This window comes from Pseudomonas sp. GW456-L13 (genome assembly GCF_017350115.1).
Lineage (GTDB): Bacteria > Pseudomonadota > Gammaproteobacteria > Pseudomonadales > Pseudomonadaceae > Aquipseudomonas > Aquipseudomonas jessenii.
This window is the reverse complement of the sequence record NZ_JACNAS010000001.1, coordinates 2,722,754-2,747,620: the sequence shown is the minus strand read 5'-3', so window position 1 is coordinate 2,747,620 and position 24,867 is coordinate 2,722,754. Positions and strand designations below refer to the sequence as shown.

The 24,867-nt window shown below is 61.5% G+C and carries 21 protein-coding genes and 1 riboswitch; of the genes, 14 read left to right on the top strand and 7 right to left on the bottom strand.

All coding sequences use genetic code 11. From position 1 onward, the window contains the following. Positions 1-17 precede the first annotated feature (17 nt). The 4 genes from J4D25_RS12425 to J4D25_RS12410 all read right to left on the bottom strand — a co-directional run bounded on the left by J4D25_RS12425 (position 18) and on the right by J4D25_RS12410 (position 3,534). The gene (locus tag J4D25_RS12425) at positions 18-983 is read right to left on the bottom strand and encodes a hypothetical protein (protein WP_057712274.1); all 966 of its coding nucleotides are present in this window, start codon (positions 981-983) and stop codon (positions 18-20) included. Between the two features lie 32 nt (positions 984-1,015). Next, complete coding sequence (locus J4D25_RS12420) at positions 1,016-1,828, bottom strand: aldo/keto reductase (RefSeq protein ID WP_057712273.1); 813 nt, start codon at positions 1,826-1,828, stop codon at positions 1,016-1,018. Continuing rightward, entirely contained in the window at positions 1,825-3,000 is a 1,176-nt protein-coding gene (locus tag J4D25_RS12415) for an FAD-binding oxidoreductase (protein ID WP_057712272.1), read from the bottom strand. Before J4D25_RS12415 ends, J4D25_RS12420 begins: the two co-directional genes overlap by 4 nt. Positions 3,001-3,201: 201 nt before the next feature. Then, a complete protein-coding gene (locus J4D25_RS12410; RefSeq protein ID WP_057712271.1) occupies positions 3,202-3,534 on the bottom strand; it encodes a multidrug efflux SMR transporter in 333 nt (110 codons plus the stop codon). Between the two features lie 103 nt (positions 3,535-3,637). On the opposite strand from J4D25_RS12410, the gene J4D25_RS12405 reads away from it, so the two are divergent. Together J4D25_RS12405 and waaA are read left to right on the top strand one after the other, a co-directional pair. Next, positions 3,638-4,540, top strand: coding sequence for a LysR family transcriptional regulator (locus tag J4D25_RS12405; protein WP_198530224.1), 903 nt, complete (start codon positions 3,638-3,640; stop codon positions 4,538-4,540). Between the two features lie 11 nt (positions 4,541-4,551). Beyond that, positions 4,552-5,844 carry a lipid IV(A) 3-deoxy-D-manno-octulosonic acid transferase gene (gene waaA / locus J4D25_RS12400; protein WP_057712269.1) on the top strand — a complete coding sequence of 431 codons (1,293 nt, stop codon included), beginning with the start codon at positions 4,552-4,554 and terminating at the stop codon, positions 5,842-5,844. A 121-nt stretch (positions 5,845-5,965) separates the two neighbouring features. Here waaA and J4D25_RS12395 read toward each other — a convergent pair whose 3' ends face one another. Beyond that, positions 5,966-7,405 (bottom strand): TolC family outer membrane protein, encoded by a 1,440-nt coding sequence (locus J4D25_RS12395; protein WP_057712268.1) that lies wholly within the window; start codon positions 7,403-7,405, stop codon positions 5,966-5,968. Positions 7,406-7,610: 205 nt separating this feature from the next. Beyond that, positions 7,611-7,716, top strand: a riboswitch (TPP riboswitch). Between the two features lie 165 nt (positions 7,717-7,881). Here J4D25_RS12395 and thiC point away from each other — a divergent pair. Continuing rightward, positions 7,882-9,771, top strand: a complete 1,890-nt coding sequence (thiC, locus tag J4D25_RS12390; RefSeq protein ID WP_057712267.1) for a phosphomethylpyrimidine synthase ThiC — start codon at positions 7,882-7,884, stop codon at positions 9,769-9,771. A 152-nt stretch (positions 9,772-9,923) separates the two neighbouring features. After that, a complete protein-coding gene (cytX, locus tag J4D25_RS12385) occupies positions 9,924-11,216 on the top strand; it encodes a putative hydroxymethylpyrimidine transporter CytX (RefSeq protein ID WP_057712266.1) in 1,293 nt (430 codons plus the stop codon). Here cytX and J4D25_RS12380 read toward each other — a convergent pair. Further along, positions 11,185-11,931 (bottom strand): RsiV family protein, encoded by a 747-nt coding sequence (locus J4D25_RS12380; protein WP_057712265.1) that lies wholly within the window; start codon positions 11,929-11,931, stop codon positions 11,185-11,187. The genes cytX and J4D25_RS12380 overlap by 32 nt on opposite strands. A 224-nt stretch (positions 11,932-12,155) precedes the next feature. On the opposite strand from J4D25_RS12380, the gene J4D25_RS12375 reads away from it, so the two are divergent. From J4D25_RS12375 to J4D25_RS12335, 9 genes are all read left to right on the top strand, one after another. Next, positions 12,156-12,773 carry an NUDIX domain-containing protein gene (locus J4D25_RS12375; RefSeq protein WP_057712264.1) on the top strand — a complete coding sequence of 206 codons (618 nt, stop codon included), beginning with the start codon at positions 12,156-12,158 and terminating at the stop codon, positions 12,771-12,773. Next, positions 12,764-13,216 (top strand): DUF1249 domain-containing protein, encoded by a 453-nt coding sequence (locus J4D25_RS12370; RefSeq protein ID WP_007977461.1) that lies wholly within the window; start codon positions 12,764-12,766, stop codon positions 13,214-13,216. Before J4D25_RS12375 ends, J4D25_RS12370 begins: the two co-directional genes overlap by 10 nt. 112 nt (positions 13,217-13,328) lie before the next feature. Next, positions 13,329-14,144, top strand: a complete 816-nt coding sequence (gene cpdA / locus J4D25_RS12365) for a 3',5'-cyclic-AMP phosphodiesterase (RefSeq protein ID WP_057712263.1) — start codon at positions 13,329-13,331, stop codon at positions 14,142-14,144. Between the two features lie 274 nt (positions 14,145-14,418). After that, a complete protein-coding gene (locus tag J4D25_RS12360) occupies positions 14,419-15,027 on the top strand; it encodes a YqiA/YcfP family alpha/beta fold hydrolase (RefSeq protein ID WP_057712262.1) in 609 nt (202 codons plus the stop codon). A gap of 50 nt (positions 15,028-15,077) precedes the next feature. After that, positions 15,078-16,982: a DNA topoisomerase IV subunit B gene (gene parE / locus J4D25_RS12355; protein ID WP_057712261.1), complete on the top strand. Its 1,905-nt coding sequence runs from the start codon at positions 15,078-15,080 to the stop codon at positions 16,980-16,982. Then, complete coding sequence (locus J4D25_RS12350; protein ID WP_057712260.1) at positions 16,982-17,971, top strand: esterase-like activity of phytase family protein; 990 nt, start codon at positions 16,982-16,984, stop codon at positions 17,969-17,971. The genes parE and J4D25_RS12350 overlap by 1 nt, the downstream gene beginning before the upstream one ends. Next, complete coding sequence (locus tag J4D25_RS12345) at positions 17,968-18,492, top strand: TIGR02281 family clan AA aspartic protease (RefSeq protein WP_057712259.1); 525 nt, start codon at positions 17,968-17,970, stop codon at positions 18,490-18,492. Before J4D25_RS12350 ends, J4D25_RS12345 begins: the two co-directional genes overlap by 4 nt. 7 nt (positions 18,493-18,499) lie before the next feature. Continuing rightward, positions 18,500-20,767, top strand: a complete 2,268-nt coding sequence (parC, locus tag J4D25_RS12340; RefSeq protein WP_057712258.1) for a DNA topoisomerase IV subunit A — start codon at positions 18,500-18,502, stop codon at positions 20,765-20,767. 175 nt (positions 20,768-20,942) lie between these two features. After that, complete coding sequence (locus tag J4D25_RS12335) at positions 20,943-21,656, top strand: membrane integrity-associated transporter subunit PqiC (protein WP_057712257.1); 714 nt, start codon at positions 20,943-20,945, stop codon at positions 21,654-21,656. A 252-nt stretch (positions 21,657-21,908) separates the two neighbouring features. Here J4D25_RS12335 and J4D25_RS12330 read toward each other — a convergent pair whose 3' ends face one another. Beyond that, on the bottom strand, positions 21,909-23,426 hold the full coding sequence (locus J4D25_RS12330) for an AhpA/YtjB family protein (RefSeq protein WP_057712256.1): 1,518 nt from the start codon (positions 23,424-23,426) through the stop codon (positions 21,909-21,911). 135 nt (positions 23,427-23,561) lie between these two features. Between J4D25_RS12330 and serB the strand changes: the two genes are divergently transcribed. Continuing rightward, on the top strand, positions 23,562-24,776 hold the full coding sequence (gene serB / locus J4D25_RS12325; RefSeq protein WP_057395688.1) for a phosphoserine phosphatase SerB: 1,215 nt from the start codon (positions 23,562-23,564) through the stop codon (positions 24,774-24,776). The last annotated feature ends 91 nt before the right edge of the window (positions 24,777-24,867 follow it).

Below are 24,867 nucleotides of genomic sequence, written 5' to 3'. Positions count from 1 at the left end.
GAATCCACGTGATCTTCCTATCGTGCCGCTTTACGCGGCACTATTTTCTTCAGCAACAGCTTGGCCTTCCCGCGTAACCGCGCCAGGCCCGAATCCTTCCCCGGCGGGGTCAGGCCCTGCTGCCTCACCCAGTCCTTCCAGCGAATTCGCTCGTCACGAACCAGCCAGCCTTCCTGTCGGGCAAAACTCTCGGCCAGGTACAGTCCGCGCGTGCTGGCGGGACACAGCTGATCCTTTTTCAAGGTGTAGAGCTCAGCCATCGGGTGGCCGTCCTGCAAGGGCATCAAGTACAGATCGGGGCGCTTGCGATCGAGGCGGGCGACGAGTTGATCGCCTTCCAGTCGTTCATCGACATGGAACAGGCTCAGGGATTTGGCTTCCTTGGGAACGTCCAGGCGCAAGTCGTAGATCAGTTGCAGTGACGCCGTTGGCAAATGCACGTAAGCCCGCGGACGCTCCATCAGCATCAGGTTGGCGCAACGTACCGGTCGCGCCGAGCCAGACAGTGGCGACAAGCGAAACGGCAGGGCTTCACGGTAATGCAGGGCGGCCGAGTAGGGCGCTGGCAGCCAGGTGTCGTTGAACCGCCCACCGAGCCAGCCTTCCGGGGTTTCCAGCAGGCATTCTTCGGCTATCTCCTGGATCGCCGTGTGCAAGGGCAGATTCAGTTCATGGGCGGGCACGTAACCGGAGATCAGCTTGAGCACCACATCGCCACGGTCCTGCCGGCGTTGGCGCACCAGCACCCAATAGTCGCGATTCTGCCAATGCAGGGTCAGGCGCACCGAAACCCCGAGGTTGGCCAACTCCAGGGCAAACCGTTCGCTGTCGCCAACCGTCACCGGCCGACGACGTTGCAGAGTCTGGGAGAAATTCAGCGGCCTGCCGACGCTCTGGTAAGCCAGGCCTTCGGGGGTCGCTTCGACGAATAACGGCAGGGTCTTGAAGTTGCTCGGGTTCTTTCTGATGAGCGTACGCGACATGTCGGCTCCTGCTTAAGGCCGCGTGGGCGGCGTCAGTGGCTACGTAGGACCTGGGCAACGGTCGCGACATTGTGGGCGAGGTGCAGCGGATTGATGGTCCCGACAATAGCACTGGCAACACCCGGATGTTCAAACAACAACTCGAAACTGGCGCGCACCGGATCCACGCCCGGACTCAGGCAGACATGACCACTGGCGAGGGCTTTCTTGACCAGAATGGCTTTGCCGTGTGCAGCAGCATAGTCAATGACGGCCTTCTCGTTTTGTTCGTTCAGATTGTAGGTGACCATCGCGCAATCGCCTTGCTCCAGTGCCTTGAGGCCACCGTCGACGGTTTTGCCGGAAAACCCGAAACCGCGAATCTTGCCTTCGGCCTTGAGCGCGGCGAGGGTGTCGTAGACTTCGCAGTCATTGAGGATTGCCAGGTCATTACCATCGGAGTGCACCAGCACCAGGTCGATGAAGTCCGTTTCCAGGCGGTGCAGGCTGCGTTCCACCGACATTCGAGTGTGTGCGGCGCTGAAATCGTGACGGGACTGGCCGTCGGCAAACTCCTCGCCGACCTTGCTGACAATCACCCAATCCTGACGCTGACCGCGCAGCAACGGACCGAGGCGTTCTTCGCTGCGACCATAGGCCGGGGCGGTGTCGATCAGGTTGATGCCCAGGTCGCGGGCGAGTTTGAGCAGCCTGCGCGCCTCATCGTCATCGGGAATCTGGAAGCCGTTGGGGTACTTCACCCCTTGGTCGCGGCCCAGTTTCACGGTGCCCAGGCCCAGGGGTGAAACCAGCAGGCCGGTGCTGCCCAACGGGCGATGCAGGTCGTGCAGGGTCGGTTGGCTCATGGCAGCAGTTGCTCCCAGGCCGGTACGCCCATCGGCGGCTTTGGCAGTTCAGGCAGTGCTGCCGGGTGGCTTGGCTGGATACCGTCGCGGGTCAGGCTGGCGATCACGCGGTCGGCGAAGTCCGGGGCCAGGGCGAGTTTTGTCGGCCAGCCCACCAGCAGTCGGCCTTCCTCGGCCACAAAGGCGTTGTCGGGACGGGTCAGGCCTGATTGCAGCGGTTCGGCGCGATCCACGCGCAAGGTGGCCCATTGCACTGTGCTCAGGTCGATCCATGGCAGCAATTGACCTAGTTCTTTCTGTGCGGTGGCGATCTGCTCGGCGGGCTCACGGGTCACGCCTTCGGATTCCGCGATATCGCCGCCCAGGTACCAGACCCATTGGCCATCCGCCGCCGGGTGCGTGGTCACGGTGATGCGCGGTTTGGTGCCACCACCCAGGCAGTGGGCGTACAGCGGTTTGAGGCTTGGCCCCTTGGCGATGATCATGTGCAACGGGCGGCGCTGCATGGCGGGCTGGCTCAGGCCCAGCGTTTCAAGCAATGCCGCGGTTCCGGCGCCGGCGCTCAGGACGATGCGTTGGGCACGGATCTCGCGCTCGTCCACCTTCAGGCCGACCAGCACGCCGCCTTCGAGCAGCGGCTCGATCTTCTGCCCGGCGAGCAAGCCATCTCCGGCCAGATCGGCCAGGCGCTGGATCAGGCTTGGCACGTCGACCACCAGTTCCGCCAGGCGATAGACCTTGCCCTTGAAACGTTTGTCTTGCAGGGCTGGCGGCAATTGCTCGCCCTTGACCTGATCGACGCGGCCGCGCACGGCTTTGCTGGCGAAGAAACTGGTGAGGTTGCCGGCGAGGGTGCCAGGGGACCAGAGGTAATGGGCTTCGGACAACAGGCGCACCCCGGACAGGTCCAGTTCGCCGTCGCCAGCCAAGGCTTCACGCCAGCGGCGCGGCATGTCGGCGATGGCTTCCGAGGCACCGGTCAGGGCGCCATGCAGCGCGTATTTGGCGCCCCCGTGGATGATGCCCTGGGACTTGACACTCTGCCCGCCGCCGAGGCTGGCGCTTTCCACCAGCACGGTCGAAAAACCCTGGCGACGCAGGCGCGCATTCAGCCAGAGGCCGGCGACACCAGCGCCGACAATCAGCACGTCGGTGGAAATAACGGATGGCATTCGGCGACCTCTGTGTTCAAGACGAGGGCGCAGTATACAGACTCGAAGATTGGAGGGGCTGACGCCAGTACTCTCGAGCCAACGAGTAACCCTGTGGGAGCGAGCTTGCTCGCGATAGCGGTGGGTCAGTCAACATTGATGCTGAATGCCATGCCGTCATCGCGAGCAAGCTCGCTCCCACAGGGGGTCGTGTTTCGAACTCTAGTGCCCGGCAGTCTTGGAGAAGAGCTGGATGACCACGACACCCAGCACAATCAGCGCCATCCCCATCATCGCCGGCACGTCCAGCTTCTGCCCATAGATAAACAGCGCTGCGATGCTGACCATCACGATCCCCATGCCGGCCCACACGGCGTACGCCACGCCCACCGGAACGCTGCGCACCACCAGGGTCAGCATCCAGAAGGCGATCCCGTACCCGACGATGACCAGCACCAGTGGCAGCGGGGTGCTGAAGCCTTTGACCGCTTTCATCGAAACAGTGGCAATCACTTCGGCGCAGATGGCAATGGCCAGGTAGTAGTAAGCGGTCATGGGTCAATCCTCGTGTGAAGTGTTGCTCTCTGAGGTCGGCATTCTAGAGATTCGCCAGATGCGGTAAAGTCATTACCTATCTGTTTGAGAGATGGGTTGAGCCATGAGCATGCAATGGAGTCTGGAGCAGCTGCGGTTGTTTGTGAGCGTAGCGGAGCAGCGTTCGTTTTCTGCTGTGGCGCGCGATCAGCGCAAGGCGCAGTCGGCGGTCAGCAGTTCGATAGCGTTGCTGGAAGAAGACCTGGGCGTCAGCCTGTTCGACCGCAGCAGCGGCCGTCAGCCGAAACTCACTGAAGCCGGCACGGCTTTGCTGGACGAAGCGCGGGAAGTGTTGCGCCAGTGCGAACGGCTCAATGGCCGGGCGCTGGCGATGATGCGCGGGCAGGAAGCTCGACTGCGTGTGGCGCAGGATGAGGCGATGCCTTATCAGCCGATCATCGAAAGCTTCGAAGCCCTGGCGGAAAAATTCCCCAGCCTTGAAGTGCAACTGACCAGCGCTGCCCAAGGCGATGTCGCGCGCAAGCTGGTGGAGCGGCGCGCCGATCTGGGGCTGCTGTTCTTTCACGATCAGATTCCCGAGGCTCTTGAGCGGCGGGTGCTGGGCAGCGTGGAAATGGTCACGGTGTGCGGCAAGGATCATCCGTTGGCGCGCAAGGGCGCAGTGGACGGCCAGCAACTGGCGCAACATCGGCAGTTGCTGATGTCCACAGAGTCGAGCATTTATCCCGGCAGTGATCCGGCCAGCCCGCAGGTCTGGCGCGCCGACAGCTTCTATGTGATGGCCGAATGGCTGGTGCGCGGCCTTGGCTGGGCCTGGTTGCCGCGCCACGTGGTGCAGTACCCGACCTATCAGAACCAGATGGTCGAACTGGTCAGCGAATGGACCCCGCCGGCCCTGGTGGTGGAACTGGTATGGCGCCGGGATGAACCGCTCGGTCCGGCCGCGCGCTGGCTCGCCGAACGTTTTGCCGTGCACTTGCAGACGATTGGCGAAAAAAGCCGATAAACTCCGCCGCCATGAATAGAACTCTCTACACCGCGCTGTTTTATCTGGGGCTGCCATTGGTAGCGATTCGGCTTTGGCTGCGCGCGCGCAAGGCGCCGGCGTATGCCAGGCGCATCGGCGAGCGCTTTTCCTACGGGATGCCGACGATGAAACCGGGCGGCATCTGGGTGCACGCCGTGTCGGTGGGCGAAAGCATTGCGGCCGCACCGATGATTCGCGCCTTGCTGGCGCGTTATCCGGATCTGCCGATCACCGTGACCTGCATGACCCCGACCGGTTCGGAACGCATCCATGCACTGTTCGTCAATGAGCCGCGCATCCAGCACTGCTATCTGCCCTATGACCTGCCTTGCGCTGCCCGGCGCTTCCTTGATCGGGTCCAGCCGAAATTGGCGGTGATCATGGAAACCGAACTGTGGCCCAACCACATCCATCAATGTGCCAAGCGCGGGATCCCCGTGGCGTTGGCCAATGCGCGGCTGTCCGAGCGTTCGGCCAGAGGTTACGGCCGGTTCCCCAGGCTGACCCAGCCGATGCTGGCCGAGATGAGTCTGTTCGCGGTGCAGACCGAAGCCGAGGCCCAGCGCTTGCGCGACCTGGGCGCGCGGACGGAAACCGTCGAAGTGACCGGGTCGATCAAGTTCGACCTGACCATCGACCCGCAACTGCTGGAGCGCGCCGTTGAGTTGCGCGGGCAATGGCAGGCGCTGGAACGACCGGTGTGGATCGCGGCCAGTACCCATGACGGCGAAGACGAGGTGGTGCTGGCGGCCCACCGTCAGTTGTTGGCCAGTCACCCCGATGCCCTGCTGATTTTGGTGCCGCGTCATCCTGAGCGCTTCAATTCGGTGTTCGGGTTGTGTCAGCAACAAGGGTTTGCCACGGTTCGGCGCTCCAGCGGCGATGCGGTCAGTGCGAATACTTCAGTGCTGTTGGGCGACACCATGGGCGAGTTGCTGTTTCTCTACGCTCTGGCGGACAGCGCATTTGTCGGTGGCAGCCTGGTGCCGAATGGCGGGCATAACCTGCTGGAGCCGGCGGCCCTGGCTAAACCGGTGTTGAGCGGTCCGCATCTTTTCAACTTCCTCGAAATCGCCGCGCAGTTGCGCAGTGCCGGGGCGTTGCAGGAAGTGGAAGATGCCGAAGGGTTGGCGGTGGCGGTGCAGCGACTGTTCGAACTGCCGCGAGATGCGCAGTGCATGGCAGAGGCCGGGTTGACGGTGATGCGCACCAATCAGGGGGCGTTGCAGCGGTTGCTGGATGGGTTGGGGCGGTTGATCGACAAGTCTTCAATTCGCCGCTGATCCTGTGGGAGCGAGCTTGCTCGCGATGGCGGCTGTACATCCAACACCTAAGTTGCCTGTCAGTCAGCTATCGCGAGCAAGCTCGCTCCCACAAGGTTTGTGCTGCCTTGAACTCTGATGGTCAAGGTCGCGCTTTCAACTGCTCCTCTGCCGCCTTGGCCAGATCCGGAGGCAGGAAGTCCTTGTCCGGGTTGTAGTTCGGGTTGAGCCAGCGAGCCAGGGTTTGCAGGTCCCCCGGATTCAACGTACCGGCCTGTTGCTTCAAGCGCAGGTTGTCGAGGATGTAGTCGTAGCGGGTGTTGTTGTAGTCGCGCACCGAGGTGTAGAGCGAGCGCTGCGCATCCAGCACGTCGACGATGTTTCGCGTACCCACCTGATAGCCGATTTCAGTCGCTTCCACCGCGCTCTGGTTGGAGATGATCGATTGCTTGCGCGCCTGTACCTGCTCGACATCGGTGTTCACCGCGCGGTGCAGGTCGCGGGTGTTTTCCACGATGCTGCGGCGCAGGGATTCGCGTTGCTGTTCGGTCTGGTCCAGTTGTGCATAGGACTGACGCACCTGGGAGTTGATCAGGCCACCGCTGTAGATCGGGATGTTCAGTTGCAGGCCCACGGTCGTTTGCTCGACGTTGCCGCCATACGCCTGGGCCTGGGGCAGGTTGTTCGGGTTGCTGAAGCCCAGTGCGTCGTTGTCGCCTTTCTCGTACTTGGCGATCGCGTCAACCGTTGGCAAGTGCCCGGACCTGCGTTGCTTGAGGGTTTGCTCGGCGGCGCTGACGGCATAGTTGCTGGCCAACAGATTGAGGTTCTGCCTGCCCGCGGTTTCGACCCAGGCCTTGGCGTCGTTCGGTACTGGCGGCAGGATCGGCAAGTCATGCCTGATGCCCCAGATCGAGTTGTACTGACGGTTGGTCAGGGTAATCAATGCTTCAAAGGCGTCGTCCACCTGGCGCTGCGCAACGATGCGGTTGGCGCGAGCGGTGTCGTAGCTGGCTTGTGAGTTCAATACGTCGGTCTTGTCCGAGAGGCCGACATCAAAACGCTCGTTGGATTGATCGAGCTGGCGTTTGAACGCCGCTTCTTCGGCCTTGGTCGAGGCCAGGTTGTCCTGGCTGCGCAGCACGTTGAAATAGCTGTCAGCGGTTTGCAGGATCAGGTTTTGCTCGGTCGCCGAGAGTTGCAGGGCGGCCTGTTCGTTGACTTCCTTGGCGGCCTGGAACTGGAACCAGCGATCGGCGCGGAACAACGGCTGCGCCAAAGTGGCCTGGTAGGAATGAGCGTCGCGGTTGGTCGTGCCCGAAGGTTGATCGAGCGACGTACGCACCTCGGAAACATTGGCGCCGCCCGAGAGGTTCGGCAGCAGCCCGGCGCGAGCCTGGGGCACGACTTCTTTCTGCGCGCCATATTGGGCGATGGCAGCCGCCAGGTCGGCGTTGTTGTTGACGGCTTCTTGATACACGCTGACCAGGTCCGTCTTGGCCGATAAGGGCACATCTGCTGCCCAGGCCATTCCGTTGGACGCACAAGACACGGCGAGGGCCAGTGAGAGTTTGCGCAGCATAGACGATCCCTAGAATTGATATTACAGAGGTAATTTGAGCGCCAAGGCTAAGGCCCTGCTTTGACAGCGTCAATGCGCGGCTCAGCGTAGCGAGTGTAGTTGTGCATTCGGACGGCAACAATCCTGATACTGCGTGTAATTACGCCATTCATCATGGTGTTTGCCGTGGGGTTGGCGTTCTTTGCCAGTTGTGTCTAGACTGGCCGGGTTCTTGTCGGGGTGCCTTGCTTTGAGGCTGAGATCGAATAATTTCGGATCCCGTTGAACCTGATCAGGTTAGCGCCTGCGTAGGGAACAAGATTTCTCGTCACCCGGCGAGTCCTCTTGTGCTTCGTCCGGGATGTTGTTCGACAATCGAACACCCCTCGAGCACTGAGCACAGCACAGCTGGTTTTCCCAGCGCCCGTGCGTCCATTCGTTTACAGGTTCGCTCCGACAAAAATCCACTGCCTGGATGTGTGTCTGGAGAGCCCGTGATGACTACAAAAGCAAAAATCGCCACCAACCTGAGTGATTCGGCCAAGGTCGATCAGCAATCGGTTCAGCCGTTTACCCGCTCGCAAAAAATCTATGTTCAGGGCACTCGCCCGGACATCCTCGTGCCGATGCGCGAAATCAGCCTGGACGTGACGCCGACCGACTTCGGTGGCGAGGTCAACGCACCGGTGGTGGTGTATGACACCTCGGGCCCGTACACCGACCCCAATGTCATCATCGATGTGCGCAAAGGCCTGGCCGATGTGCGTTCGCCGTGGATCGAATCCCGTGGCGACACCGAACGCCTGAGCGGCCTGAGTTCGAATTTTGGCCAGGAGCGACTTGCCGATCCGGAGCTGACCAAGCTGCGCTTCGCCCACGTCAACAACCCGCGCCGCGCCAAGCCGGGCGCCAACGTCAGCCAGATGCACTACGCGCGCAAAGGCATCATCACCGCCGAGATGGAATACGTCGCCATCCGCGAAAACATGAAGCTGGAAGTGGCCCGCGCCGCCGGCCTGCTGGACCAGCAACACGCCGGCCACAGCTTCGGTGCCAGTGTGCCGAAAATCATCACCCCGGAATTCGTCCGTGACGAAATCGCCCGTGGCCGCGCGATCATTCCGGCCAACATCAACCACACCGAACTGGAACCGATGATCATCGGCCGTAACTTCCTGGTGAAGATCAACGGCAACATCGGCAACAGTGCACTGGGTTCGTCCATCGAAGAAGAAGTGGCGAAACTGACCTGGGGCATTCGCTGGGGCTCGGACACGGTCATGGACCTGTCCACGGGCAAGCACATCCACGAAACCCGCGAGTGGATCATCCGTAACTCGCCGGTGCCGATCGGTACGGTGCCAATCTACCAGGCCCTGGAAAAAGTCGGCGGCGTGGCCGAAGACCTGACCTGGGAGCTGTTCCGCGACACGCTGATCGAGCAGGCCGAGCAGGGTGTCGACTACTTCACCATCCACGCTGGCGTGCTGTTGCGCTACGTGCCGATGACCGCCAAGCGTGTGACCGGTATCGTTTCCCGTGGCGGTTCGATCATGGCCAAGTGGTGCCTGGCGCACCACAAAGAGAACTTCCTCTACACCCATTTCGAAGACATCTGCGAAATCATGAAGGCCTACGACGTCAGCTTCTCGCTGGGCGATGGCCTGCGTCCGGGCTCGATTGCCGACGCTAACGACGAAGCGCAGTTCGGCGAACTGGAGACCCTCGGCGAGCTGACCAAGATTGCCTGGAAACACGACGTGCAGTGCATGATCGAAGGCCCGGGCCACGTGCCGATGCAGTTGATCAAAGAGAACATGGACAAGCAGCTCGAATGCTGCGACGAGGCGCCGTTCTACACCCTTGGCCCGCTGACCACCGACATTGCGCCGGGCTACGACCACATCACCTCCGGTATCGGTGCGGCGATGATCGGCTGGTTTGGTTGCGCGATGCTCTGCTACGTGACGCCGAAGGAGCACCTGGGCCTGCCGAACAAGGATGACGTGAAGACCGGGATCATCACCTATAAGATCGCCGCGCATGCCGCCGATCTGGCGAAGGGGCATCCGGGCGCACAGATCCGCGACAATGCCTTGAGCAAGGCGCGTTTTGAATTCCGTTGGGAAGACCAGTTCAACCTGGGGCTCGATCCGGACACCGCGCGTTCGTATCACGATGAAACCCTGCCGAAGGATTCGGCCAAGGTGGCGCACTTCTGCTCCATGTGCGGGCCAAAATTCTGCTCGATGAAGATCACCCAGGAAGTCCGCGAGTATGCGGCCAACCAGCGGATCGACGCGGTCGACGTGGACGTCGCCCAAGGCATGGCCGAACAGGCCGAGCGCTTCAAGCAGGAAGGCAGTCAGCTGTATCAGAAAGTTTGATCTGAGCTGAGGTCGGCGGTGTTTTCACCGCCGCCATCGCGAGCAAGCTCGCTCCCACAAGGGATTTGTGAGCGCCGCAAGTCCCCTGTGGGAGCGAGCTTGCTCGCGATGACGATCATACAAACAACAAATGTCCCTCTGAGATAACACCCTTGAGCATTCAACCCAGCACTTACTCCCCCGATATCGCGGTGCCAACCGACAAACGTGTATTCGGCGGCCGCGATCTGTTTTCCCTGTGGTTCTCCCTCGGCATCGGCCTGATGGTGTTGCAGACCGGTGCCTTGCTTGCCCCAGGCCTGGGCCTGTCCGGTTCGTTGCTGGCGATTTTTCTCGGCACCCTGGTCGGCGTTTTGCTGCTGGCCGCCGTCGGCGTGATCGGTAGCGACACCGGCCTGTCGTCGATGGCCGCGCTCAAACTCAGCCTCGGCGCCAAAGGCGCAAGCCTGCCGGCGGTACTGAACCTGCTGCAATTGATCGGCTGGGGTTCGTTCGAAATCATCGTCATGCGCGATGCTGCCAGCCTGCTGGGCGCGAAGGCCTTCAACGAAGGTAGCCTGCTGTCCAATCCCGTGCTGTGGACGCTGTTTTTCGGTGCCCTTGCGACCTTGCTCGCGGTCAGCGGTCCGCTGACTTTCGTGCGCCAGATCCTGCGCAAATGGGGTATCTGGCTGCTGCTGGCCGCGTGTGTCTGGCTGACCTGGAACCTGTTCGCCAAGGCTGACCTGGCCGCATTGTGGGCCCAGGCCGGTGACGGTTCGATGCCGTTCGCCGTGGGTTTCGACATCGCCATTGCCATGCCGCTCTCGTGGTTGCCGCTGATCGCCGACTACTCGCGCTTCGGCAAGCGGGCGAAAAACGTCTTCGGCGGCACCGCCATCGGCTTCTTCATCGGCAATTTCTGGCTGATGAGCCTGGGCGTGGCCTACACTCTGGCGTTCGCGCCGAGCGGCGAAGTCAATGCCTTGCTGCTGGCGCTGGCCGGCGCCGGCCTGGGGATTCCGCTGCTGCTGATTCTTTTGGATGAATCGGAAAACGCCTTTGCCGATATTCACTCGGCGGCAGTGTCCAGCGGGATTCTGTTGCGCGCCAAAGTCGAGCACCTGGCGTTGGCCATCGGCGTTATCTGCACGCTGATTGCCCTGCTGGCGCCGTTGGCCCAGTACCAGAACTTCCTGCTGCTGATCGGTTCGGTGTTTGCGCCGTTGTTCGGCGTGGTGCTGGTGGATCACTTCATCCTGCGCAAACGCAGTGGCCTGGTGGCGTCAGCCGCGTTGCGCTGGCCGGCGCTGCTCGCCTGGCTGGGCGGGGTCAGCACCTATCACTTGTTGGCCAACCTGTATCCGGATGTCGGCGCAACCCTGCCGGCACTGATAGTGGCAGGGTTGCTCCAGCTAGTGCTGGGTCGGGCCTTCAGTTACGGCCGGGAAACAGCTCGGGCTTGATGATGCCGTTCAGGCGAGGGTAGGGGATCTTCAGTTCGACATGGCCCAGCGCGTAAGGCGCGATGGTGCTGGTTTCGTATTTGAGGATTACCCCGCCGTAGGTCAGCGCCACGTTCTGGGTTGTCTGGAACGGCCAGCTCTTCACGAACTCCGGTTCCTGATCGAGCTTGGTGCTGATCAGCCAGCTGTTGTGCGCCACTTGCGCGGCTTTCCAGAACGCGTCTTCCTGCCCTGGCACCAGCATGTCCGACAGCGTCAGCACTTTATGCTGTTGGCGTGAATAGTTGATGAACCCTCGACCTGGGGTGCCATGGGCACCGCCGGTGTCCAGGTAGCTGGACAATTCGACGATCACCAAGCCGTCATGCTGCTCACGTACCTTTGCCTGCAGATAGCTGCTGAAGCGCGGGCCGGCGGTGCGCAAAAACTCTTCGCGATAGGCCGCCAGGGTCGGGGCGACCGGCGCGTCGGGCGAGGTGCGGGTCATTTGCAGCAGGCGCTTTTCGATGATGCCGTCCAGTGCAGGCTCGTCCGGGAAGTGCAGGGTGTCGATGTTGACCAGCGGGCAATCCGGGTTGCTGCAACCGGGCTTGAGTTGCTCGGAGGCGTCGCGGGTGGTTTCCAGCGGCGTCCGGTAGTTGGGCTGGAACAGGCTCGCGCAAGCGCCCAGGGTCAGGGCGATAGCGGCCACGGAGGCGATTTTGAAAAGCGACATGAGCGTCCTTTCTGAAACAGGGAAGGCAAAAAGTTACCGGCTTCGACTCTCAACAAAGCAGTCAGTTCGCCACTAAGCTAATTAGAGTGGGTTTCGCCCTCACCGTCCATCCCGCTGACGGGAAAGGGGCTGCATCAAACGTCACGGGCGCGTTAGGATGGCGCGAAGTCGAGGCCCAGGAAAAAAGCAACCTCGAACAGGATTTGCAGTAAAAGAGGATACTCATGACGGATTTTGCCAACGCCATTCCGACCGCCGTTGATATCGTGCGGCGCGAAAAGTGCTACGAGGGCTTCTACAAACTCGAACGCGTGCACTTGCGCCACGAATTGTTCGCCGGGGGCATGAGTCGCGAGATCAATCGTGAAGTGTTCGTTCGCCATGACGCGGTATGCATGCTGCCTTACGATCCACAACGCGATGAAGTGGTGCTGATCGAGCAGTTTCGCGTCGGCGCCATGGGCAAGACCGACAACCCGTGGCTGATCGAACTGGTCGCTGGTCTGATCGACAAGGATGAAGTGCCGGAAGCAGTTGCTCACCGCGAAGCGCAGGAGGAAGCTGGGCTTGAAATCGGGGCGCTCTGGCCGATGACCAAATACTTTCCATCGCCGGGCGGCAGCAACGAATTCGTGCATCTGTACCTGGGGCGTTGCGACACTACCGGGGTTGGCGGCCTGCATGGGCTGGAGGAAGAGGCAGAAGACATCCGCGTCACGGTCTGGGCTTTCGAAGATGCCCTGCAAGCCGTGCGCGACGGGCGTATTGCCAACGCGGCGAGCATCATTGCCTTGCAATGGCTGGCTTTGAACCGCGTTGAAGTGAGGGGGTTATGGTCGTAAACAAGCTGCGCGATCGCTATCGGGTGGACCTGGTGGGGCTGCAAGCGTCCTGCGAGGCGAACTACGCGCGCTTGATGCGACTGCTGCCGGACATGCGCAGCGAGCCCGCCGCGCGGCGCATCGCCGTGACCCATGGCGACCAGATGCTCGGTGTGCTGGCCCTGGAAGTCCTGCTGACCTGCCCCTACACCACGACCCTGCAAGTGCGTCAGGAACACAGCCTGCCCTGGCTGCCGGTGCCGCAACTGGAAGTGCAGGTCTATCACGACGCGCGCATGGCCGAAGTGGTCAGCGCCGAACATGCACGACGCTTTCGCGGCATCTATCCTTACCCGAACGCCTCGATGCACCAGCCGGACGAAAAGGCCCAGCTGAACATGTTTCTGGGCGAGTGGCTGAGCCATTGCCTGGCGCTGGGGCATGAGTACGAAGTGGTACGTTAATTGTGATCAGCAGTTGTGAACTGCGTCAGGTTCACAGATTTCCCCTTTCGATCGTCCCCCAGCATAATTGCGGCACTTACCCATCCCCGTGATCACGCCCTGGGAGAACGCCTTGCCGAGCGTATCCACATTGACCACCGCCGATCCGGCGTTGCTGGTGCAACTCTCCGACAGTCACCTGTTTGCCGAAGCGGACCGCGCGTTGCTGGGCATGAACACCCGCGACAGCCTGCAAAAGGTCATCGAGCTGGTGCGCGCGCAACAGCCGCGGATTGACTTGATCCTGGCCACGGGTGATCTGTCCCAGGACGGGACGCTGGAGTCCTACCAACAATTTCGCGACATGACGCGTCAGCTTGATGCGCCGGCGCGCTGGATTCCCGGCAATCACGATGAGCCGCAGATCATGGCCGAGGCGGCGGTGCAGAGCGCTTTGCTCGAACCGGTGGTGGATATCGGCAACTGGCGGGTCACGTTGCTCGATTCGGCGGTGCCAGGCTCGGTGCCGGGTTATTTGCAGGATGAACAGCTGCAGTTGCTCGCCCGCTCGTTGAGCGAAGCGCCGGAACGCCATCATCTGGTGTGCTTCCACCATCACCCGGTGTCCATCGGTTGTGCATGGATGGAACCGATCGGCTTGCGCAATCCCGAGGCGCTGTTCGCCGTGCTGGATCGCTTCGAGCAGGTACGTGCGGTGTTGTGGGGGCATGTGCACCAGGAAATCGACCGGATGCGCAACGGCGTACGTTTGATCGCCTCGCCCTCGACCTGCATCCAGTTCGAGCCCGGCAGTGAGGATTTCAAGGTCGGGGAACAGGCCCCCGGATATCGCTGGCTGCGGTTGCTGCCCGATGGGCGGCTGGAAACGGGTGTCGAGCGGGTCACCGGGTTTGATTTCACCGTGGATTACGGTTCCAACGGCTACTGACCCCCCCCTGTAGGAGCGAGCTCGCTCGCGATTAGCCTGAGAGCGCCGCGGGGCGTCAGGTTTGCACCGTTATCGTTGACGACCATCGCGAGCAAGCTCGCTCCCACATTGGATCTGTGTTGTTCATAAATCCCTTGCAGGAGCGAGCTCGCTCGCGATTAGCCTGAGAGCGCCGCGGGGCGCCAGGTTTGCACCGTTATCGTTGACGACCATCGCGAGCAAGCGCGCTCCTACAGTAAACTCCGCCTCTTTAGCCGACGCACAGGGAGCTCAAATGTCCGGTTCGATCCTTTATATCCACGGCTTCAACAGCTCGCCGTTGTCGAAGAAGGCCTGTCAGTTGGTCGAGGTGATGGAGCGTCTGGGCCTGAGCGAACACTTGCGCGTTCCGGCATTGCACCATCACCCGCGCCAGGCTATCGAGCAGCTGGAGCAGGCGATTGCCGAACTGGGTCGGCCACTGCTGGTCGGCAGCTCGCTCGGCGGCTACTATGCCACTCACCTTGCCGAGCGCCATGGCTTGAAAGCCCTGTTGATCAACCCTGCCGTCAGCCCGCACCGGATGTTCGACGGCTATCTGGGGACGCAGAAAAACCTGTATACCGAAGAGACCTGGGAAATGACCCACGACCACGTGGTGGCCCTGGCCGAACTGGAAGTGCCGGCGCCCCGGGATCCACAGCGTTATCAGGTATGGTTGCAGACGGCTGACGAAACGCTGGACTATCGCCTCGCCCAGCAGTATTACCGGGCATGCGCCTTGCGTATCCAGGCCGGCGGCGACCACAGTTTCCAGGGTTTTGCCGGGCAATTGCCGGCCATGTTGAGTTTTGCCGGCATTGGCGCCGATTTGTATCAGGCAATCGATTTCACCGCACTGTGAGCGATAGCCCCATGAATTCTTTTTTCACCGAACACTGACGACGAGACCCCATGGCCACTCCCAGCGCTAGCTCTTATAACGCAGACGCCATCGAAGTCCTCTCGGGCCTCGACCCGGTGCGCAAGCGCCCCGGCATGTACACCGACACCAGTCGGCCGAACCACCTTGCCCAGGAAGTCATCGACAATAGTGTCGACGAAGCCTTGGCCGGGCATGCCACATCGGTGCAGGTGATCCTGCATGCCGACCATTCCCTGGAGGTCAGCGATGACGGCCGAGGCATGCCGGTGGACATTCACCCCGAGGAAGGTGTTTCGGGCGTCGAGTTGATCCTCACCAAGCTGCATGCCGGTGGCAAGTTTTCCAACAAGAACTACCAGTTCTCCGGCGGCTTGCACGGGGTGGGTATTTCCGTGGTCAACGCCTTGTCCACCGAAGTGCGGGTGCGTGTAAAACGTGACGGCAACGAATACCAGATGACCTTCAAGGATGGCTACAAGGCCACCGAGCTTGAAGTCGTCGGTACTGTCGGCAAGCGCAATACCGGGACCAGCGTGTTCTTTGCGCCGGACCCGAAATACTTCGACTCACCAAAATTCTCCATCAGCCGCCTCAAGCACGTGCTCAAGGCCAAGGCCGTTCTGTGCCCGGGCCTGCTGGTCAGTTTTGAAGACAAGGCCACCGGCGAGAAGGTCGAATGGCATTATGAAGACGGCCTGCGTTCCTATCTGGTGGATGCGGTCAGCGAATTCGAGCGCCTGCCGAGCGAACCGTTCTGCGGCGCTTTTGCCGGTAACAAGGAAGCCGTGGATTGGGCGCTGCTGTGGCTGCCGGAAGGCGGCGATGCGGTGCAGGAAAGCTACGTCAACCTGATCCCGACGGCCCAGGGCGGTACCCATGTCAACGGTCTGCGTCAGGGCCTGCTCGACGCCATGCGCGAGTTCTGCGAATTCCGCAGCCTGCTGCCGCGCGGCGTGAAGCTGGCACCGGAAGACGTCTGGGAGCGCATCGCCTTCGTTCTGTCGATGAAGATGCAGGAACCGCAATTCTCCGGGCAGACCAAGGAGCGCCTGTCGTCCCGTGAAGCGGCGGCGTTCGTCTCCGGTGTGGTCAAGGATGCGTTCAGCCTGTGGCTCAATGCCAACCCGGAAACCGGCATGTTGCTGGCGGAACTGGCGATCAACAACGCCGGCCGTCGCCTCAAGGCCAGCAAGAAGGTCGAGCGCAAACGCATTACCCAAGGCCCGGCGCTGCCGGGCAAACTGGCCGACTGTGCCGGACAGGACCCGATGCGTTCCGAGCTGTTCCTGGTCGAAGGTGATTCCGCCGGCGGTTCGGCCAAGCAGGCGCGGGACAAGGAGTTCCAGGCGATCCTGCCGTTGCGCGGCAAGATCCTCAATACCTGGGAAGTCGACGGCAGCGAAGTGCTGGCCAGCCAGGAAGTGCACAACATCGCCGTGGCCATCGGTGTCGATCCGGGCGCGGCGGACATGAGCCAGCTGCGCTACGGCAAGATCTGCATCCTCGCCGACGCCGACTCCGACGGTCTGCACATCGCGACCTTGCTGTGCGCCTTGTTCGTCCAGCATTTCCGCCCGTTGGTCGATGCCGGTCACGTCTACGTCGCGATGCCGCCGTTGTACCGCATCGACCTGGGCAAAGAGATCTACTACGCCCTCGATGAAGCCGAGCGCGACGGGATTCTCGATCGCCTGGTGGCCGAGAAGAAGCGCGGCAAGCCGCAGGTCACCCGATTCAAGGGTCTGGGTGAAATGAACCCGCCGCAGTTACGCGAGACCACCATGGACCCGAACACCCGGCGTCTGGTGCAGTTGACCCTGGAAGATTTCGAGGCTACCTCGGAGATGATGGACATGCTGCTGGCGAAGAAGCGTGCCGGTGACCGCAAGACCTGGCTGGAGTCCAAGGGCAACCTGGCCGAGGTGCTGGGCTGATGCGCTTGGGCTTTGCCCTGGCATGTGCGTTGCTGCTGACCTCAATGACGGTGTCTGGCGAACCGACACCGCAACTGCGTCTGTTGTCCGAGCATGCCGTCGATGGCATGCGCGGCGGCAACCTGTCCGGGCTGGCCCAGTGCGGCAAGGAGCTGTGGACGGTCTCCGACCGTGACGATGATCAGATCTATCGTCTCGATACCCGGGCCAACGTCTGGCGCGCAGAGGCCGTGGGCATCGGCGTACCTGAAGTACCTGACAGCGGGTTGCCCTGGGGATTGCGTTCGCGGACCTGGGCCGCCTCGTTCGTGCGTGACGGCAATCTGGATTTCGAAGGCATCACCTGTGACCGCGCCGGCAGTCGTTACGTGGTCAGCGAATCCCATGCAGCGGTGTTGCAAATACCACCAACCGGGCCGACTTCCTGGCTGAAGATTTCGCCGCTCATGGCGCGTGAAGCCCGGGCCAGAGGCATGTTGTTGCGCTTCAATGCACTGTTCGAAGGCCTGGCAATCAATCCTGAAGGTGACCAGTTGTGGTTGGCTGCCGAGCGCGAGAGCCGCGGGTTGCTGCTGATCAAGCGTAAGCAATCGGTGTGGGACTGCGATGGTGGATGCGTGCTGCTGAGTGAGGCCGGGAAAGAAATGCAACCCGCACAGTTTCCCCACGCCAGAGCGATGCCTCGGGATTTTGCCGATCTGTCATTGTTCAACGGCAAGCTGTTTACCCTGGAGCGCAATGCGTTCGAGGTCTGCCGCCGAGATGCGCTGACCGCCAAGGTCGAGCGTTGCTGGTCGTTTGCCGAAGAGGCATTGCAGGAAAATCGGCGTTATCCACAGGATTATGGCCTCGCGGAAGCGCTGGTAGTGGACGCTGACGGTGCCTGGATCGGTATCGACAACAACAACGGTGCTCGCGCCGATGGCGAAGTCCGTCCGGTGGTCTGGCGTTTTGCTGCACCGGAAGGTGGCTGGAGTGCCAAGTCATGAGACAACGAAGCCCGGGGCAGCGCATCGGCCGGGTGTTTATGGTACTGGCCTGGTGTGCCGCGTTGTTTCTGGCCACGCGTTTTTTCGGCCAGTGGGAAGCGCGTCAGCAAAATCCGAACGTGGTGGTCAGCTCGGAGCAGGGCGAGGGTTTCATTGAGGTGAAACTGGTGAGCAATGCGCAGGGGCATTTTGTCGCCAGCGGTCAGATCAACGGCCATCCGGTGGACTTCATGCTCGATACCGGGGCGACCGATGTGTCGATTCCGGCGGACCTGGCCAAGCGTTTGAAGCTGGAAGAAGGATTCGGCGTGACCCTGAGCACGGCCAATGGCCTGAGCCAGGGCTATCGCACCCGTATCGAGCGCCTGCAACTGGGCGACATCGTGCTGCGGGATGTACGCGCACTGGTGGCCCCGGGGCTGCATGGCGATCAAGTGTTGCTCGGCATGAGCGCACTGAACAAACTTGAATTTACCCAGCGCGGTGGCACCATGCTGCTGCGCCAGACAACGAACCGATGAGGCCCGCATGAGCGACTCCCTTGATCTCAGCCTGGACGGTGTAGAACGCCGGTCACTGGCTGACTTCACCGAAAATGCCTACCTCAACTACTCCATGTACGTGATCATGGACCGTGCCCTGCCGCATATCGGCGACGGCCTGAAACCGGTACAGCGGCGTATCGTCTACGCCATGAGCGAGCTGGGGCTGGACGCTGATTCCAAGCACAAGAAGTCGGCACGTACCGTCGGTGACGTGCTCGGTAAATTCCACCCCCACGGCGACTCGGCCTGCTACGAAGCCATGGTGCTGATGGCCCAGCCGTTCAGCTATCGCTATACGCTGGTCGACGGCCAGGGCAACTGGGGTGCGCCGGATGATCCCAAGTCCTTCGCCGCCATGCGTTACACCGAAGCGCGGCTGTCGCGTTATTCCGAAGTGCTGCTCAGCGAACTGGGCCAGGGCACGGCGGATTGGGGCCCGAACTTCGACGGTACGCTGGACGAGCCGCTGGTGTTGCCGGCCCGCCTGCCGAACATCCTGCTCAACGGCACCACCGGTATCGCCGTGGGCATGGCCACCGACGTGCCGCCGCACAACCTGCGGGAAGTCGCCACGGCGTGCGTGCGTTTGCTCGATGAGCCCAAGGCCACGGTCGAGCAGCTCTGTGAACACATCCAGGGCCCGGACTACCCGACCGAAGCGGAAATCATCACCCCGCGCGCCGACCTGCTGAAAATCTACGAAACCGGTCGCGGTTCTGTGCGCATGCGCGCCGTGTATCACATCGAAGACGGCGACATCATCGTCACCGCGCTGCCGCATCAGGTCTCGGGCGCCAAGGTGCTGGAGCAGATCGCCGCGATGATGCAGGCCAAGCCGTCCAAGGCGCCGCAAATTGCCGACCTGCGTGACGAATCCGACCACGAAAACCCGTGCCGGATCGTGATCATTCCGGGCGCACGGAAAAACTTCGACCACGATGCGCTGATGCAGCACCTGTTCGCCAGCACCGAGCTGGAGTCGAGCTACCGGGTCAACATCAACATCATCGGCCTGGACGGCAAGCCGCAGCTGAAAAACCTGCGGGCGCTGCTGGTCGAATGGCTGGAGTTCCGGGTGCAGACCGTGCGTCGTCGCCTGCAATTCCGCCTCGACAAGGTCGAGCGTCGCCTGCATCTGTTGGACGGTTTGCTGATTGCCTACCTCAACCTGGATGAAGTGATCCACATCATCCGCACCGAGGAGCAGCCGAAAGCCGCGCTGATCGAGCGCTTCGCCCTGAGCGAAATCCAGGCCGACTACATCCTCGACACCCGTCTGCGTCAGTTGGCGCGACTGGAAGAGATGAAGCTGCGTGCCGAGCAGGATGAACTGCTCAAGGAACAAGCCAAGCTGCAAGCCCTGCTGAGCAGCGAAGCCAAGTTGAAAAAACTGGTGCGCAGCGAACTGATCAAGGACGCTGAAACCTACGGTGATGACCGCCGGTCGCCTATTGTCGAGCGCGCCGAAGCCAAGGCCCTGACCGAGCACGATCTGCTGCCGAACGAGAAAGTGACGGTCGTGCTGTCGGAAAAAGGCTGGATTCGCTCCGCCAAAGGCCACGAAATCGACGCCACCGGGCTTTCCTACAAGGCCGGGGACGGCTTCAAGGCACTGGCAGCCGGGCGCTCCAACCAGTTTGCCGTGTTTATCGACTCCACGGGCCGCAGTTATTCGGTGGCCGCCCACACCTTGCCGTCGGCCCGTGGCCAGGGCGAGCCGCTGACGGGTCGCCTGACGCCGCCGCCAGGGGCGAGTTTCGAGTGCGTGCTGATGCCGGAAGACGATGCGCTGTACGTGATCGCCTCCGACGCCGGCTACGGCTTCGTGGTCAAGGGTGAAGACCTGCAGGCCAAGAACAAGGCGGGCAAGGCCCTGTTGAGCCTGCCGAACAACGCCAAGGTCATGCTGCCGCGCCCTGTGGCCGATCGTGAACAGAACTGGCTGGCGTCGGTGACGACCGAAGGTCGCCTGCTGATCTTCAAAATCAGCGACCTGCCACAATTAGGTAAAGGCAAAGGCAACAAGATCATCGGGATTCCCGGTGAGCGAGTGGCCAGTCGCGAAGAGTATGTGACGGACATCGCCGTATTGCCGGACGGTGCAACACTGGTGTTGCAGGCCGGGAAACGTACCTTGTCACTGAAAGCGGACGATCTTGAACACTACAAGGGTGAACGTGGTCGTCGTGGCAACAAGTTGCCGCGTGGCTTCCAGAGGGTCGATGCGCTGCTCGTCGAAAACCTCAATTAGGCGACTTAGAAGCGCCGAACTACGAATTAACCCGTAGTTCGGCGCTTTACGCTGGAGTCGGAACGCATATTCACGGATGATATGGCCTTTCAAGCGCCGGCATTGCCGCGCGTTCTTCATATTTATTGAGTATTTTCACTGTGGTCAGCCTTTTAGCGACCACCTGGATGGGACGATGACTGCTCTGCGCCTTCCTTTTATTCTTTTGCTCGCCGGCGTTCTTGGCCTGGCGGGTTGCAGCGTTCACCAGCCGGTGTCGTTGTATCAACTGGACGCTGGTAGTCCGGTTCAGCCCGCACAGAACGCGGGCATGGCGGTATTGTTGGGGCCGGTCACCGTGGCCGACTACCTGCAACGCGAAACCCTGTTGCAGCGTCAGCCCGATGGCAGCCTGCAAGCCTCGACCGATGGTCGTTGGGCTGGCAGCCTTTCGTCGGATATCGATCAGCTGCTGCTGCGCCAGGTCGCAGGTCGCCTGGACAGTCAGCGCGTAGTGCTGGCCCCGGCGACAGTGGGCTTCACCCCGGACGTTCAGGTGCTGCTGACCATCACGCGCCTGGATTCGGGTGAAAAACAACCGGCGATCCTCGACGCGCAATGGCGCCTGATCGACCGTCGCGGGCAGGTCCGCGACAACCGCATCATCCATTTGCAGGAACAGCATGCCGGTACCACGGCGGCTCAGGTCCAGGCACAGGGTGTGTTGTTGCAGCGCCTGGCCGAACAACTGTCGGTGGCGCTCAAGCCCTTGGCCAATCAGCCTCCGATCGCCGAAGCCCCACGCAAGCCGGCAGCCAAGGCGGCAGCACCTGCGGTAGAACAGGAAAAGCAGCCGAAGATCCCGATGGCCGCGCCTATTCGTACGGATATGGAAGTGTTCCGCTTCTAAGTCTGGACTGAATCCATACAAAGCCCGCATTGATGCGGGCTTTGTTGTTTTTACAGGTTGGAGATATCTAGCGCCTGTTCTGGCCTCTTCGCGAGCAAGCTCGCTCCCACAGGGGATCTTCAGTGAGCACACCCTTGGGCTAACCCGGATCAAGTGTGGGAGCGAGCTTGCTCGCGATGAGGCCAGAACAGGCAACAAAAAAGCCCGCAGACGATCACTCATCTGCGGGCTTCTTCATATCGAGGTTAAGGCTTAAGCTCGACGCTCATGCATCCGCGCCAGTTGCCGTTCCAGCATCGACGGATACGGCTCCATCAACCGCTCTACGCAGCACGCGCCTTCAGGGCTGGCGATCGGGCGGATCCGTGCACGTTGGCGGACCAACGCGTCGTCACTGATCTTGCGCTCCACCAGCAGCAGGTTGCGGCTGTGTTGCGACAGGGCCAGCGCGTCCTGGGCAGGGTCGGTCAGCAGCAAGTCGATCTGGCTCAGGCCAAACAGTTCGTCGCCCAGGGTCAGCCCCAGCTGCAATTGCAGGGTGATGCCACTGTCCGCGACTTCGATCTGCAATTGGTGGCCCAGGGCCCGCAGCAGCTCGCCACAGCAAATGGCGTTGGTCAGGTAATCGTCGCCGCTGTCTTCGGTGTGGAACAGCATCAGCGTGCTGCCATCGTTCAAGGTCTCTACTTCGCCCTGATACAGGGAAGCTGCCTGGTCGAGGCAATCGCGATAGCGCTCGAGCAGTTCTTCAAGACGCGCCCGCGGCAGGCGTCGCAGTTGCTCCTGGGAGCCCAGTTGCACCGCCAGCACCGCGCTGTGTTGCGGTACGCTCGGCGTGGCTTTGCGAATCACCGGTTGAGGGGGGCTGTCCAGCGACTCGTCGCGCAGATCGGCGAACGGGTCTTCGTCATCGTCGTCTTCAACGGTGCTGACGATCTGTCGTGGCGCTGGTTTGAGCGCCGCTACCGGGCGGCTCTCGTCGAAACTCGGATCGCGCAGGTTACGGACTTCGAAGGCCGGGTCGGCCTCGTCATCCATGTCGTCGAACTCCGGTTCCGGTTCTGGCACAGGGGCCGGTTCCGGGGCGAAGTTGGCGTGCAGCTGGCGCGCCAGGTCGCCGATTTCGTCCTGGCGGTCAGTGGCCGGGGTGAATTCATCGATATTGCGCAGCCACACCCGCAATTGCAGCAGCGGCGTGGAGAGATAACGCCCCATGCGCAGGCTCAGGGCCAGGGACAGGGCCAGCAGGATTGCACTCAGAATGCCCATGCTTTGCAGGCTGATGGTCATCGGTTGCTGGAACTGGTCCATGTCCAGGCTGATGCGCAATTGCCCGGCAGTCACGTCCTGGAAGGTGATCTTGCTTTGGTACATGCCCTCGGCTTCGCCCAGCAGGCCATGCTTGGGGCGTTGGCCGGATTCGGCGAGGATGCGGTTGTCCGGGCTGTAGATGGCGGCGTGGGCCACCAGCTTGTTCTTGGTCAGGTTGTTGAGCAGCACGTTGAGGCTGAGGATGTCGTTGGACACCAACAGCTCGGTGGCCGAGGTGGCCGTCTGCGTGGTCAGGCTTTCGCCCAGCGCATCCGCCTGCTCGTGCATGGCCTGCTTGAACTGCAGGCCCATCACACCGGCATAGATGACCAGAGCCAGGGCGACCAGGATCACGTTATGGCTGGCGATGCGCAATGCAATCGGTACACGGCGGTGGCGCAGTGCCCGGAAGATCAGCAGGAAGAAGTTGTCGGTTTTTACTGGCGTGGGCCGGTTCACTTGAGCTCGGCTCTTTTGTCCGTGAAGTTGACGCGCAGTATAGCGACAGGCCCTAGACCGTCAAAGCGCTCACGGTGCCCGATGGTCACTGAAAGTGGGTAGAATGCGGTTTTTTTCCACTTGCGGGGGTGCGCCTTGCGCGAAATCGTCCTGATAAACATCACGGGAGTCGACCGTCCGGGTCTGACTGCAGCCATTACCGGCGTTCTGGCCCAGGGTGGTGTGAACATTCTCGACATCGGTCAGGCGGTGATCCACGACACCTTGTCGTTCGGCATCCTGGTTGAAATTCCCGACACCGAGCAAGGCAAGTCCGTGCTCAAGGACATCTTGTTCAAGGGCTATGAACTCGATCAACAAGTGCGTTTCACGCCGGTGTCCGAACAGGATTACCAGCAGTGGGTCGGCAATCAGGGCAAAAAGCGCCACATTGTGACCCTGTTGACCCGCAAGGTGACAGCCGGGCAGTTGCAGGCCGTGAGCTCGATCACCGCCAAATATGGCCTGAACATCGATCACATCGATCGCCTGTCCGGGCGCATGCCGCTGGACACACCAGCCGACAAGGGCAAGGGCTGCATCGAGTTTTCCGTGCGTGGCGAGGCGGCTGATCCGCAGGCGCTGCGTGCCGAATTCCTCAGCGTCGCCCAGGAACTGAACGTCGACATCGCCTTCCAGGAAGATTCGCTGTTCCGTCGCAACCGTCGCCTGGCGGTGTTCGACATGGATTCAACGCTGATCGAAGCCGAAGTGATCGATGAGCTGGCCAAGGCGGCCGGCGTCGGCGACAAAGTGTCGGAAATCACCGAGCGGGCAATGGCCGGTGAGCTGGATTTCCGCGCCAGCTTCAAGGAGCGCCTGGCCTTGCTCAAAGGTCTGGACGTCAATGTGCTGGACTCCATCGGTGCCTCGCTGCGCCTGACCGAAGGCGCAGAAACCCTGTTCGCCGAACTCAAGCGCCTGGGCTACAAGACCGCGATCCTGTCGGGCGGCTTCACCTACTTCGCCAAGCAGTTGCAGGCCAAACTGGGTATCGACTACGTGTTCGCCAACGAACTTGAAGTGGTCGACGGCAAAGTCACCGGCGTGGCGGTCGAGCCGATTGTCGATGCACAGCGCAAGGCGGATTTGCTGAAGGAACTGGCACACAAGGAAGGCTTGCGCCTGGAGCAGACCATTGCGGTCGGCGATGGTGCGAATGACTTGCCGATGCTGGCGATTGCCGGGTTGGGCGTGGCGTTCCGGGCCAAGCCGCTGGTCAAGCAGTCGGCCAAGCAGGCGATTTCCACATTGGGGCTGGATGGTGTGCTCTACCTGCTGGGTTTCCGCGATCGCGACGGCCAGCTGTAACACCGCAAAACAACTGTAGGAGCGAGCTCGCTCGCGATGAGCGGCGAGGCGACGCGGGCATTCAGATTGCCCGCGTCATCGTTAACGCTCA